Below are 14,193 nucleotides of genomic sequence, written 5' to 3' on the forward strand. Positions count from 1 at the left end.
GATGCTTACGAAGTCAGTTTTCTGACGAAAACTTTTAGGAGGTTAGCATTCGTTTGAACTGGATGGGGAACTTACAACAGCTTGGCCGCTCCTTAATGCTGCCTACCATTGCGCTTCCTATTGCTGCTGTGCTGCTTTGTCTAGGGGATTTACCTTGGGATGTCATACATGCTTCAAGCTTTGGGGAAATGCTGTCATTGGCTGGAAATACAATCTTTGATTATATTCCCATTATCTTCGCTGTTGGGGTGGCATTGGGATTAACAGAAAGTGCCGGAATAGCTGGTTTATCGGCCATGCTAGGGTATTTCATGTTTACCCGACTCATCGAGCATGGGCTGGGCACACAATTTCAATTAGGCGTTTCTGGCGGGATCTTGATTGGGCTGCTGGCTGCAATCATCTATCACCGCTGCAAGGAAATTAAGCTTCCGGAGTACATACAGTTTTTCGGTGGACCTCGGATGGTGCCGCTCGTCATGGGCCTCGCAACGCTCATTGTCTCTTATATTATGATCGGGATTGGTCCTTTTCTAGAGACGCTGATGGGCAAAATATCTAGCGGATTACTTGGATTGGGCGGATTCGGTGCATTCATCTATGGGATTGCTCATCGCTTGCTCGTACCTTCGGGCTTACATCATATTTTGAATAACTTTTTTTGGTTTCAAGTGGGGGCGTACGAGACGCCATCTGGTCAATACGCCTATGGTGATTTGCCGCGATTTTTCGCTGGCGATCCATCTGCAGGGATGTATATGGCTGGGTTGTACCCGATCATGATGTTTGCATTACCAGCTATTGCTTTTGCAATTATCGGAGAAGCGAGGGAAGATTTAAAGCCGAAGATCAAAGCTACATTCTTAACGGCTGCATTGGCTTCCTTTTTAACTGGTGTGACAGAGCCGATTGAATTTGCTTTCCTTTTTGTAGCACCTTATTTGTTCGTAATTCATGCGATCCTTTCGGGTGTAGCTATGTGGATCGCTTATGAGTTAAATATCCACCATGGATTCTCTTATTCAGCTGGGGCTATTGACTACATCATAAATCTGCACTTATCACACAATGGCTTATTATTGATTCCGATTGGGTTGGTCTATGGTTTACTGTATTATTTCTTATTCCGATGGGCGATTCAGAAGTTCCGAATTCCTACACCGGGTAGGGAAGAAGGCTCATCGCTAGAAGAGTGGGCTGGGGACATACCGTATCGTTCTCCGTTAATTTTGCAGGCACTTGGTGGGAAAGACAATATTAAGAAGATTGAAGCCTGTATTACCCGATTGCGACTTACGCTTGTCAATGATCGTCTGATGGACATCACGGCATTACGACACTTAGGAGCAGCAGGCGTCATACGTCTTGGAGGAGGCAATGTTCAAGTCGTGTTTGGAACATTTTCAGAGCTTATACGTGAAGAAATTATGAAGGTATTGCGCAAAGATATTCATGTCGTCTTATTTACATCTCCGATGCAGGGACGTATGATCCCCATTGAAGAAGTGCCTGATCGTATCTTTGCCTCCCGACTTGTCGGGAATGGTGTTGCTTTTATTCCTGAAAAAGGTGAATTGGTTTCCCCTGTAGCAGGTACCATTATGCACATTTACCCGACGATGCATGCGCTTGGGATTCTAACGGATGAAGGGCTTGAAGTTCTGCTGCATATCGGAATTGACACGTCCAGCTTACCAGGTAAGTGCTTTAATGCGGTGGTGAAGGAAGGCGATCGTGTGGAAGCAGGACAGCTGCTAGTGAAGTTCAACTATAACAAAGTTAAGAAATTCGCTTCATCCTTAGCGACACCTATGATAATTACGAATCCAGATATTGTGAAATCATGGAGCTTTGCTCCGTTTAAGCCAGTTAAGAAAGGCCAAGGCTCTGTTATGTCCGTTGTCCTTAAGCCGACTAAATCCGAGGGGGGGACGAACGGATGATTAGAGGTGTAGGCGCGTCATCGGGAATTGCAATGGGTCAAGCGTTTGTTATTCCCACTTGGGAATGGGATTTTCCAGAGAAAATGATAGATGTGACAGATTTAGCGTATGAATTCGAGCGATTGTATGATGGCATTCGGCATTCCAAGGATGAGCTGGAGCTAATCAAACAAGAGATCAAAGAAGTGGTTGGGCAAGAACAAGCCTATATTTTTGATGCGCATTTGGCTATTTTGGAAGACCCTATTTTCATGAATGAGATTCAAGGTATTATTGAGCTGCAATATAAAGCCGCAGAAGTCGCGGTGAAAGAGGTCATTGACAAATTTGTAGGAATGTTCAATTTAATCGATGATGAATACATGAAAGAACGTGCCTTAGATATTAAAGATGTCGGTAATCGACTCTTGAAGCATTTATTGGGGGATACAAGCACAACTGTCCCGCCGATTGATCATCCTTATATTTTAGTTGCGAAGGAGCTTACCCCTTCACAGCTTGCTCATTTGGATCCAACGAATGTGTTAGGACTGTTGACTATTCTGGGAGGCACACACTCGCACGTGTCGATTATGGCCAGAGCGATGTCTGTTCCTTATGTACTTGGATTAGAAGGAAAGCTGCTGCGTCCTATTCAAAATGGTGATTTCTTGATTATTGATGGTCAAGAAGGCACCTTGTATATTAACCCGGACAAGATCACCATAGAACGTTATCAAGCACGTAAGAAAAACTGGCTGGAGTTCAAGGAAAGCTTGCAAGAAATTGCCGATGTGGCTCCACTGACATTAGATAGAAGCTTGGTCAATCTACATGCGAATATTAATTCGGTTATGGAAATTGACCAAGTATTGCGCAATGGCGCATCAGGTGTAGGCCTGTTTCGTACAGAATATTTGTATATGGATCGCGATTCATTGCCTAGTGAAGAGGAGCAATTTGAGGTCTATCGCCACGCGGCCATGCAACTCAAAGGACGTCCAATCGTGATCCGAACCCTGGATATTGGCGGTGACAAGAAACTTGACTACATGCCGCTTGCCAAAGAAGATAATCCCTTCCTAGGCTACCGGGCCATTCGAATCTCTCTGGATCGAACGGATCTCTTTATGACGCAGCTAAGAGCGATCTTAAGAGCTAGTCATTATGGTAATGTGAAGATCATGTATCCAATGGTGACCTCCATAGAAGAGGTGCGTCAAGCGAAAGCGCACTTGGAAAGAGCGAAGCTGGAGCTAAGTAGTCTTGGTGTCCCTTTTAATGCTAATATTGAGGTAGGACTTACCATTGAAGTACCAGCTGCTGCCATCATTGCCGATGTGCTTGCCAGCGAAGTGAATTTCATGAGTATCGGTACGAATGATCTAGTTCAATATGTTCTGGCTGTTGATCGAATGAACGAGAATATCGCGCACTTATATAATCCTTATCATCCGGCCGTTATTCGATTACTCAAACTCGTGATCGACGCAGGCAAGCGTGTTGGCATTCCTGTAGGCGTATGCGGGGAAATGGCTGGAGATATTCGGGCACTGCCGATTTGGCTTGGATTGGGCATTGAGGAGCTGAGCATATCGGTTCAGACGCTCTTGCAAGTCAAGCACAGACTGCTTAGCAGTGATGCCGCGACATGCAAGGCATTAGTAGATCGTATTCTAATTTGCAAAACAAGTGATGAAATCTTGGAGCTTCTTGCTCAAACGGAACAAACGGAATCCATTGTAGGAGGTAATTAGTATGGAATTAGCAGGTTTGAAGGTGCTAGCCTTTGTAGATGAAGAATTTGAAGATTTGGAAATGTGGTATCCTGTCTACCGGTTGCGCGAAGCAGGAGCAATTGTAGATATTGTTGGACCTAAAGCGAAGACCGTATATCATGGCAAATATGGCGTTCCCATCACGACGGATTATGCGTTCGATGAAGTGAAATCTTCGGATTATGTTGGTCTTTATGTTCCTGGTGGTTGGGCACCTGACAAGCTTCGTCGTTATGCCGATGTACTTAGACTAACGCAGGAGTTTCATGCGGATGTAAAGCCTATCGCGCAGATTTGTCATGCTGGCTGGGTTTTGATTTCTGCCAAAATCGTTCAAGGCTACACGATGACATCCACGCCAGGCATTCGCGATGATATCGAAAATGCTGGAGCAATTTGGCTTGATGAAGAAGTGGTCGTGGATCGCAATATTATTTCAGGGCGTAGACCGCCAGACCTTCCGGCATTTTCCAAACGTTTTGTGGATGAAGTTATCTCGTTTAGCAAACAACAGGCAAAGTAACATCTCGCTTCCAAAGGTGGCAAAAACTACTATGTATCGATCAGAAGGAAATCTGATGACATCGTAGAATAACATAGTACAAGCAACTAATGTACATGCCGCCTGTCAGTGAAGGAGTGTTAGAATGCAAAAGTATTGTAAGTGCGGACGCACGATGAACCTTCGTCTGCGCACGGTTATTTATCAAAGTAAAGTAGATATTGAGAATGTTCCTATCTATTCCTGTGAGGCCTGTGGACGAAGTGAGGTCGTACCTCATGTAAAGCCTGAACTTACCGGTCTGATCGGTAGGCTGGGTAGTAAACCAGAGAAGCAGCAATTCTTCTTCCATGAAGTTTCGGAGGTTGCCTTTCTGCTGTTAAAAGTAACAGAAAAAGAGCGTATGAATGATTCGATGGAGAAAATTGTGGAGGAACGAATCAATGAGCTGTTGGACATCTTGTTGCTAGCGCAATCGCTAGGCGATGAGCCATGGGCGGAGGAAATTCGTAAACGGTTATCTCAAATCACTCAAAGCGCAATTTCAACCTAAAAATGGGCTGCCAATCTCGAGAAGAGGTTGGCTTTTATTCTATTTGTGACCCTTTTGAAAATAAAATGAAAATTATTTTCAAAGCATTTTCATTTTGCATTGCAAGATGGATTAATTTGTCGTATCATAACGATAATATACTAGGTTCGCAGAATACTTGTGAAAATGGAGAGAGTAACCGTGACCGTAACCATTTATGATGTAGCGAGAGAAGCAGGCGTTTCCATGGCAACCGTATCTCGGGTCGTTAATAATAACCCGAACGTGAAGCCGCAAACACGTAAGAAAGTTTTTGAAGCCATTGAACGATTGGGTTACCGTCCAAATGCGGTAGCTAGAGGATTAGCAAGTAAAAAAACGACAACAGTTGGCGTTGTTATTCCCGATATATCCAATTCTATTTTTGCTGAAGTAGCGCGTGGAATTGAGGATATTGCGAATATGTACCATTACAATATTATTTTGTGTAATGCGGACAAGAAGAAAGAGAAAGAAATTCGTGTCATCAACACGTTGCTTGAGAAACAAGTTGACGGGTTGCTTTTCATGGGTGGTGTTGTTACGGAAGAACATATTCAAGCTTTCCGTACGTCATCCGTTCCCGTTGTCCTATGTGGCACGAAGGATGAGAACCAAGCGATGGCATCCGTTGATATTGATCATGAGGCAGCTGCATTTGATGCAGTGAACGTACTTATTGAAGCAGGGCATCGCGATATTGCCATGATTTCTGGAACTCTACAGGATCCAGCGAATGGCTTCGCTAGATATCAAGGTTACAAACGTGCACTTGAAACCGCTGGTATTCCAGTACGTGATGAGTATGTACGGATTGGTAATTACCGTTATGAGTCAAGCGTGGATGCAGTCAACTATTTCTTGGAGCTTTCTCCTAGACCGTCCGCCATTTTCTCGGCAACGGATGAAATGGCAATTGGCGCTATTCATACGATTCAAGACAATGGGCTTCGCGTTCCCGAAGATATCGCTGTAATCAGTGTGGACAATATCCGCATGGCATCCATGGTAAGACCTACATTAACGACGGTAGCTCAACCCATGTATGATATCGGAGCTGTGTCGATGCGACTACTGACGAAGCTGATGAATAAAGAATCAACAGAAAATATGCAAGTTATTTTACCGCATGAAATCATTAATCGTCATTCGGTTAAAGCTCGAGCTTAAGTGAAAAATAAACCTCTAATCGTGTCCTTCCATTCTGGAAGAGACGCGATAGAGGTTTTCTCATGTAGGAATAGAGAGAGGGAAATCAATATGACTTGGAACAAAATCGCATTAATCGGAGCAATGAATGAAGAAATTGAGCTGCTCGTTGCTCATATGACAGATATAAGCGAAACGGTAAAAGCGGGCATTACATTTCGAGAAGGTACTTATTTCGGTAAAGATGTCGTTGTCTGTCGCACAGGCGTTGGGAAAGTGAATGCTGCAGTTACCACACAAATTCTAATTGATCAGTTCGGTGTAGAAGCTGTTATCTTCACAGGTGTAGCTGGCGCCTTAGATCCTGAATTACAAATTGGCGATCTAGTTATTTCCACAGAATGTGTACAGCATGATATGGACGTGACAGCATTAGGATTTCCGCGCGGCGTTATTCCGTACGCTGAGAACTCGGTGTACGCAGCTGATCGCAAACTCGTAGAGCTAGCCGTAGCTTCGGGAGAGAAATTGTTTGCAGGTAAAGTGAAGCAGGGTAGAGTACTTTCAGGGGACCAATTCATTGCAAGCCGAGAAGTAGTAGCTAGTCTGTATCAAGAGCTGAATGGTGTCTGTGTGGAGATGGAAGGATCATCTGTTGCACAAGTATGTGCGATGAATGGTATACCTTATGTTGTCTTGCGCTCCATGTCTGACAAAGCAGATGGTTCTGCGCATGTGAATTTCGCGGAGTTTACGGTGATTGCATCGGAGAATTCGTATAAAATGGTTGAAGATATGGTGAAGCAGCTGTAAAACGGCTACCCATGAATAAAGCTCAGAGCATCGCCTAGTTGGCGGTAATCTGAGCTTTTCTTAATTCCGGAACGATTTATTTCAAATACATCATCGCCAGTTCCTTGGTCTGTCGATTCTTCTCGGTGATCACCTGGCGCCTTGGAATCGGTGCCCAAGCTTCAACCGGGTCGAGCCACGTCTCCACGAGTGGGACGGGGCTCTTGCCCTGCCAGGCGTCTAGCCACGCCTGGGGCAGCCTCAGCTGGGGCTCCGCCTCCAGCTGACTCATAATCGCCTGCTCGCTCATCACGAGCCAGAGCAGGCTCCAAGCCCGTGGTACGACACGCCAGATGTCGTACCCGCCGCCCCCGAGCGCGACCCACCGACCTTCGCACCATTGGTGCGCAAGTCGATGGATGAGCTCGGGCATGGCCTTGTACACGCGCATGGAGCAATGCACATGCGCGAGCGGGTCGAAAGCATGGGCGTCGCATCCATGCTGCGAGATAATGACGTCCGGCTGGAAGCGGGCGATCAGCTCGGTAAGCACCTCGCTGAAACATTCCAGCCAAGAATCATCCTCGGTGTAAGGCTCCACCGGGATGTTTACACTCGTTCCGAACGCGTCGCCTTCTCCGCGTTCGTTCACAGCCCCCGTGCCGGGGAATAAATATTTCCCCGTCTCGTGAATAGACAACGTGCCGACCTGCGGGTCGGCGTAGAAACTCCACTGCACGCCATCGCCGTGGTGTACGTCTGTATCGATGTAGAGCACCTTAGCGCCATACTTCTCTTTGGCATAAGCGATCGCCGCAGATGCGTCATTATAGACGCAGAAGCCCGCACCTTTGCTCTGCAGGGCATGGTGGAGGCCACCGCCTAAATGTAAGGCATGAGGCGCTTGGCCGGTCATAACGAGGTCTACGGCAAGGATAGAGCCGCCTACGACCTTCGCAGTGATGTCATGCATCCCTGGGAAGTAGGGCGTGTCGTCTGTATCGAGCCCGAAACGGGCTGCTTCACGCACCCAGCGTTCCTCAGGAGCAGGAACACTCAGCGCTTTTACTGCCTCGATATAAGTAGCTGAATGCACCCGCAAGAGTTCTGCATCAGTCGCTGAGCGAGACGTTAGTACCGCCTTGTCTGGAAGTGCACCAGATTTACGTAGCAAATCAACGGTCATAATGAGACGATCCTGATTAAAAGGATGTGTATCATTAAATTTATATTGAATCTCTTGATCATCATAGATAAACACAGGTTCCGTAAACTTCATGTCCATTTCCAAATTCCCCCGAATTGGCTAACAATTTCGTTTGAAGATCTGCTGCTAACTACATCTCATGGAGCTAATACATAAAGCGCTGCTGAAAACGCACGCGATCAAACTGCTCGACTGACGAGATGGGTACTTGCTTCCCAATTCTCACCATCAGACAGTTGGCAGGATGTGAGCAAATTTCTGGATCATCGGTTGCAAACCAGATCATATCGACGCTTTTCATGAGTTTTTCCATCATTTGACGATATTCCCAAACGGTTAATTTACTCGTTTCCAAATCCCAATGCCAATAATATTCGGTTGTGAAGCAAATGACATTTTCCATTTGATCATCTTCAAATGCAAGCTGAATCATTTTTTTGCCTAAACCTATCGATCTGTAATCATCAGCGACTTCAATCGCACCGAGTTCAATTAAATCCTTCATATTGCCTTGTGACCATCGCTCAATTTCATCTGCGTAATGGAAGGTGACGTAACCGACAATCGTGGATCCATCTTTCGCAAGTATGATTCTTCCTTCAGGTAACCCCGCAATCTCGATGAGTGCTTCGAGTTGTTCTTTCGGTCTCCGGAAGGCGTCAAGCTTCGTGTGCATGGTAAGTTCCTGCAATTTCTCTGGTGAAACGGGACCCTCAATTATAATTTCAGGTTGATCGGGAGCAGTGCGCAAGCTTTGTGAGTGGTAGATTTTGATATGCTGCATAACTTTTGCTCTCCTTCTAAAAAACAGCATGATGGGCGTTTCCTTTACGAAGATTCATAGTAATTTTATACCAAACTTTTGTTTGAAATCATAGCAAAACTTAAACATAGGCGAAATATTCTGAGTATGTTATAATAGAACATGTCAAAAATCGATCACATTTTGCTCGAATTCATCAGTAAAGTGAAAGCGGTTTATTTCGTGAGGAGGGTTTTACGTTTATGGATCAAATTAAAGATGAACTCATTAAATCAGTATCCCTTAATCCAAACATGGCTAATTACGAACAAACACATGCGACATTTGATTGGGCAGACATCGAGAAAAACTTCTCCTGGTACGAAACAGGTAAAGTGAATATGGCCTATGAAGCTATTGACCGTCATGCGGAAGGCGGGAAGAGGGACAAAATTGCTTTATATTACAGCGACAGCACACGTGATGAAGCGATTACTTTTGGACAAATGAAGGAAAGATCCAATCAGTTTGGTAATGTGCTTAGAAATCTAGGCATTGGCAAGGGTGAGAGAGTTTTCATTTTCATGCCGCGGACACCTGAACTGTATTATTCTTTACTGGGATCACTCAAAGTAGGCGCGGTTGTTGGACCACTTTTTGAAGCATTCATGGAAACAGCAGTTCGAGATCGATTGGAAGATAGTGAAGCGGTTGCGATTATCACGACGCCTAGCCAATTATCACGTGTGCCTTATAGTGAACTTCCACACCTTAAGCATGTGATCCTTGTAGGGGAGAACATTGAGCTTGGTGAAGGACAAGTTGATTATCATAAAGAAATGGCAAATGCTTCTACAGAGCTTGAGATTGAATGGTTGGACCGTGAAGATGGATTAATTATTCATTATACATCCGGGTCAACTGGGAAACCGAAAGGTGTATTCCACGTTCAAAATGCGATGTTGCAGCACTATTATACGGGACAAATTGTTCTTGATTTAAAAGAAGATGACATCTACTGGTGTACGGCAGACCCAGGTTGGGTAACAGGTACTTCCTACGGGATTTTCGCTCCATGGTTGAATGGTGCGACGAATGTAATTCGCGGAGGACGTTTCAGTCCGCAGGATTGGTACAATACACTTCAGAAATATAAAGTAACCGTTTGGTACAGTGCGCCAACAGCTTTCCGTATGTTGATGGGGGCAGGCGATGATGTTTCTGCAAGCTATGATTTGTCGGCACTTCGTCATGTATTGAGTGTTGGTGAACCTTTGAATCCGGAAGTCGTCAGATGGGGTATGAAGGTCTATAATCAACGTATTCACGATACGTGGTGGATGACAGAGACAGGCGGACAGTTGATTTGTAACTATCCTTCCATGACGATTAAACCAGGCTCTATGGGTCGTCCAATTCCAGGTGTTGATGCTGCCATTATCGATGATGCTGGTAATGTTCTGCCTCCGAATCGGATGGGGAACCTCGCGATCAAAACACCTTGGCCATCGATGATGCGTAAAATTTGGAATAACCCGTCCAAGTATGAAGAGTACTTCCGTTTGACAGGCTGGTACGTTTCCGGAGATTCCGCTTATCAAGATGAGGATGGTTATTTCTGGTTCCAAGGTCGAGTGGATGATGTGATTAACACGGCAGGTGAGCGCGTAGGTCCATTTGAAGTTGAAAGCAAGCTTGTTGAGCATCCAGCTGTTGCTGAAGCTGGGGTTATTGGGAAACCAGACCCTATGCGGGGAGAAATTATCAAAGCATTTATCGCGTTGCGCGAAGGCTTTGTTGCTTCTGATGAACTTAAAGCTGAAATTTCTAAGTTCGTTAAGGAAGGTCTATCCGCGCATGCGGCACCGCGTGAGATTGAATTCAAGGACAAGCTGCCAAAAACACGCAGCGGGAAGATCATGCGCCGTGTGCTTAAAGCATGGGAGCTTAACCTTCCGACAGGTGACTTATCGACAATTGAAGATTAATTTAGGTTCATCTCTAGCTTTCTCCGTACCCTTAGTGGTGCAGAGAAAGCTTTTTTGTGCATCAAAAAAAGAAGAACCTGGCAGCACCAGGTTCTTCTTCAATTACGCTTATTTATTATAAGCGATGGTGGCAGAGAATTTAGACTCTCCAGCTTCATTAATGGCTGTGATTTTATAATAGCCATTGAAAGCTGCCGCGTAATAATGGAATTCAGTTCCATTCTCAACAGTGCCTAGCTTCGTGTAAGTGCCCTTTTCTTTATCACTAAAGTAAACGATATACTGTTTGACTTTGTCTTTGGCATCATTCGCTTTCCATGTTAGGACAAGTGAAGCTTCTTCAGCTTTTGCCTTGATGCCCGTTGGTGCAGAAGGAGCATCCTTGGATACCGGCTTGCCCGTAGGAGTGCCAGCTCCCGTTCCACCATTCGTTGTTCCTGGTGATGGGATAGTAAGATCTGTCAAAGGGTTGCCATTGCTATCCACACCAGGGATGATTAATGAATCTAGAGAGCTACCATCCGTATAAGAGGACCGGCTTGGTATGGATTCTTTACCTGCTACATCAACAGCAGTGACATAGTAGCCTGTTATAGCTGCGGTTTGAAGTTGATCAACAAACTTCGCTTCTGCACCCGCCAGCACGACTTTACCTCCCATGAGCTGGAACTTGCCTTGATTATCCGAACGATAAATGCGATAGCCTACGATATCTGCATCCGTGTTCGGTTGGAAAGTAATTGTCGCCGTATCACCTGATTTGACTGTCACGACGTTCAGAGGTGCTGGAGGTACTTTCCCATCGTCAACCCTTGGATCAACTTCGGAAGGAGCATCTACGTCATAGTCAGTTGGCTTATAGAAATCGATAGGCTTTCTGCTTTTCTCAGGAAGCTTTTGCATCGCTTCATCGATTTCTTTTAATAATTGGGTGATCGATTTTTGTCGTTTAATCACGACTTTCTCTGATACGAAATCAGCAGGTGTCGTTTCTTGAGCTACATAATTGAGCCCATTTAGCGAACTGATTTTCATTTTAACCATGACATTATCGGTTGCTGTAGGCAAATACTTTTTGTTGAAAATATCGGTCACCAAATGCTCGGAGCTTGTCGTCAGCTCACTTGGAAGCATGCCGGATAAGCTGGAGACTGTTGATGAAACGATACCATCTGGCTTCGCGAATGTTTTGTTCGGGAACAGATTAGGTTTTTGCTCAATTGTTTTGTTCAAGATGAGCGCCCAAATATCTTTTGCATGATTGGTTTGGCCCGTTTTGGAAGACAGCTTATTAATCGGCTGATCATAACCGATCCACACACCGACAGTTACATCAGGGGTGAAGCCCATGAACCAAGCATCAGCATCATCCTGTGTGGAGCCTGTTTTTCCAGAGATCTCGATTTTACCGTATGATTTGAATTTTTTCATGAGATCCGTAGCTGTCCCTTGGCTAGCATTGCTAATAACGGTTTTCATCATATCCGTTATTAGGTAAGCCGTTTGCGGTGAGTACACGGTTTGGGGCTTCTGCTCATGAGCATAAATGGTCTTGCCATTCGAATCTTTAATTTCACGAATTAAGTACGGTGCATTAAACACGCCTTTATTCGGAATAGATGCATATGCACCTGCTAGTTCCTTGACTGAGGTTCCACGACTTAAACCACCTATAACACCGGTTTGTGCGACATTATCCTCTTTGGTAAGAGACGTAATACCTAGTTTCTTAGCGAAGTCCCATGCTTGCGTAATGCCTACTTTATTGAGGAATATATCGATAGCTGGGATATTATAGGATTGATTTAAAGCTCTTCGCGCCGTCATCAGGCCATGGAATTTATGGTCCCAGTTCTCTGGTAGATGGAAGCCTTTAACGCCATCTTTGAGAATGATTGGGATATCATCTACGATGGTGGCAGGCTGAATGACCCCTTTTTCAAGTGCAGGGATATAAGCAGCAATTGGTTTCATTGTAGACCCAGGCTGCCTGTAGGCTTGCGTAGCATGATTCAGCTGCTCATCGAAGAAGTCACGACCTTCAATCATTCCTGTGATGGCACCCGTTTTGGAATCAATCATGATGGCACCAACTTGCTCTATGCCGCCTTTTTTCTCATCCGTAGGTGCGAAATTCTTCTCATTGCTTGATATCTCATGCATCGAATCATAAATTGTTTTATCAATCGTGGTGTAGATTTGATAACCGCCGCGTAATAGCTGTGTATGTATGCTTTTGAGTGCTTCGTTATAAGCGGCTTGGTTCGTTTTCGGGTCAAGCTCAGGATGTTGAAGCTTCAATAAAATCTCGGATGCTTCCTGCTCGGTTTCAATCATTAGATAAGGGTAGGTCGTATACGCTTTTTGAGCTGCTGCCGGCATGGAAGCTTTGAGATCGAATTTCAAGGCATCTTGATATTGATCATTGGTGATTTTGTTTTCTTCCATCATCCGCTTTAATACTAATTGCTGACGCGTTACCGCTTTTTTGAAGCCATCCTCATCGAAAGCTGGCTTACTTGTAAAAGCCGAATATTGCGATGGGGATTGAGGTAATCCGGCTAAATAAGCGGCTTGTGCAATATTCAATTTGGCTAAATCATCGATATTGAACAGACCTTTGGCAGCGGCTTTAATGCCGTAAAGATTATAACCCGTTGCCCCATTGCCATATGGGATTTTATTTAGGTAAGCAAGTAAAATTTCATCCTTCGACATGATGCGTTCCATCCGAAGTGCAAGCAGCAACTCTCTTGCTTTACGGCCGTCATCGCGATCAAGTGTGAGGAAAACACGTCTAGCTAGCTGTTGCGTAATTGTACTTCCACCGGTTTGCACATCTTCATTCAGAAGCTTCTGTGTGACTGCACGGTAGAGACCACGGAAATCGATGCCGCGATGATTGTAGAAATCTTTATCCTCAATGGCGAGGACGGCGTCTAGCAAGTTCTGAGGGATGTCTTCGAGTTGTGCAAGACGTCGATCTTCTTCGGTCCGTAATTGTCCAATCACAGCATCATCATTGAAGTAGGCGAACCCTGTGATCGCATTCTCTTGCATTTGTTGTCGAATCGCATCTTCGCTGCGGATAGGATCTTTTTTAACTAGTGCACTTACATATCCGAAAGCGGCGGATCCACCTAGCAGGCCAGCCAAAAACACACAAATAATGGCCCATTTTAATGAAATTCCAATTACTTTAAATGTCGTTCTAACCCAGGGACGATTCCATTTCGCGAAAAAATTACGCATAAGTTCCAATATCCTCCTTACATGACCCCTAATAGTATACCATAATTGCACCTTTTGCGGTAATGCTGATGGGAGAAAGGTTCAGTTCTAGGTTTGACAACCATCAGATTCCTATGTTATAACAAGTACAAATGCGTTGATGGATCAGCAGTAGGTAGCTTGTGGATGCTTTCAGAGAGCCGGTGGAGGGTGCGAACCGGTACCTGCAGGTTAGTGAATTACGGTCTTGAGCAGTAAATGGGAACCTGCAGGAATGTGCCTGCACAAGTAGTATTTACCGATTAAACCTC

At 44.9% G+C, this 14,193-nt stretch carries 10 protein-coding genes and 1 other annotated feature (1 of these 11 cut by a window edge); of the genes, 7 read left to right on the top strand and 3 right to left on the bottom strand.

Annotated features, from left to right (window positions below):
- Positions 1 to 53 precede the first annotated feature (53 nt).
- The 6 genes from L6I86_RS13115 (at position 54) to L6I86_RS13140 (ending at position 6,735) form a co-directional block, all read left to right on the top strand.
- Positions 54 to 1,943: a glucose PTS transporter subunit IIA gene (locus L6I86_RS13115; protein WP_236287682.1), complete on the top strand. Its 1,890-nt coding sequence runs from the start codon at positions 54 to 56 to the stop codon at positions 1,941 to 1,943.
- On the top strand, positions 1,940 to 3,679 hold the full coding sequence (gene ptsP, locus L6I86_RS13120; RefSeq protein WP_056612485.1) for a phosphoenolpyruvate--protein phosphotransferase: 1,740 nt from the start codon (positions 1,940 to 1,942) through the stop codon (positions 3,677 to 3,679). Before L6I86_RS13115 ends, ptsP begins: the two co-directional genes overlap by 4 nt.
- A 1-nt stretch (position 3,680) precedes the next feature.
- On the top strand, positions 3,681 to 4,223 hold the full coding sequence (locus L6I86_RS13125) for a type 1 glutamine amidotransferase domain-containing protein (protein WP_056612483.1): 543 nt from the start codon (positions 3,681 to 3,683) through the stop codon (positions 4,221 to 4,223).
- A gap of 124 nt (positions 4,224 to 4,347) precedes the next feature.
- A complete protein-coding gene (locus L6I86_RS13130) occupies positions 4,348 to 4,755 on the top strand; it encodes a hypothetical protein (protein WP_056612481.1) in 408 nt (135 codons plus the stop codon).
- Positions 4,756 to 4,935: 180 nt separating this feature from the next.
- Positions 4,936 to 5,943 carry a catabolite control protein A gene (ccpA, locus tag L6I86_RS13135; protein ID WP_056612480.1) on the top strand — a complete coding sequence of 336 codons (1,008 nt, stop codon included), beginning with the start codon at positions 4,936 to 4,938 and terminating at the stop codon, positions 5,941 to 5,943.
- 90 nt (positions 5,944 to 6,033) lie between these two features.
- Positions 6,034 to 6,735 (top strand): 5'-methylthioadenosine/adenosylhomocysteine nucleosidase, encoded by a 702-nt coding sequence (locus L6I86_RS13140; RefSeq protein WP_056612476.1) that lies wholly within the window; start codon positions 6,034 to 6,036, stop codon positions 6,733 to 6,735.
- 76 nt (positions 6,736 to 6,811) lie between these two features.
- On the opposite strand, the gene L6I86_RS13145 is transcribed toward L6I86_RS13140, so the two are convergent.
- On the bottom strand, positions 6,812 to 7,993 hold the full coding sequence (locus L6I86_RS13145) for an acetoin utilization protein AcuC (protein ID WP_236287815.1): 1,182 nt from the start codon (positions 7,991 to 7,993) through the stop codon (positions 6,812 to 6,814).
- A 73-nt stretch (positions 7,994 to 8,066) separates the two neighbouring features.
- Positions 8,067 to 8,705 carry a GNAT family N-acetyltransferase gene (locus L6I86_RS13150; protein ID WP_236287685.1) on the bottom strand — a complete coding sequence of 213 codons (639 nt, stop codon included), beginning with the start codon at positions 8,703 to 8,705 and terminating at the stop codon, positions 8,067 to 8,069.
- A 221-nt stretch (positions 8,706 to 8,926) separates the two neighbouring features.
- On the opposite strand from L6I86_RS13150, the gene acsA reads away from it, so the two are divergent.
- Positions 8,927 to 10,651 (top strand): acetate--CoA ligase, encoded by a 1,725-nt coding sequence (gene acsA, locus L6I86_RS13155; protein ID WP_236287687.1) that lies wholly within the window; start codon positions 8,927 to 8,929, stop codon positions 10,649 to 10,651.
- A gap of 108 nt (positions 10,652 to 10,759) precedes the next feature.
- Here the strand turns inward: acsA and L6I86_RS13160 are convergent, their stop codons facing one another.
- The gene (locus L6I86_RS13160) at positions 10,760 to 13,903 is read right to left on the bottom strand and encodes a transglycosylase domain-containing protein (protein ID WP_236287689.1); all 3,144 of its coding nucleotides are present in this window, start codon (positions 13,901 to 13,903) and stop codon (positions 10,760 to 10,762) included.
- Positions 13,904 to 14,030: 127 nt separating this feature from the next.
- Positions 14,031 to 14,193, top strand: a binding site (T-box leader) (it continues 100 nt past the right edge of the window).

This window comes from Paenibacillus allorhizoplanae, assembly GCF_927798215.1.
GTDB classification, from domain to species: Bacteria; Bacillota; Bacilli; order Paenibacillales; family NBRC-103111; genus Paenibacillus_E; species Paenibacillus_E allorhizoplanae.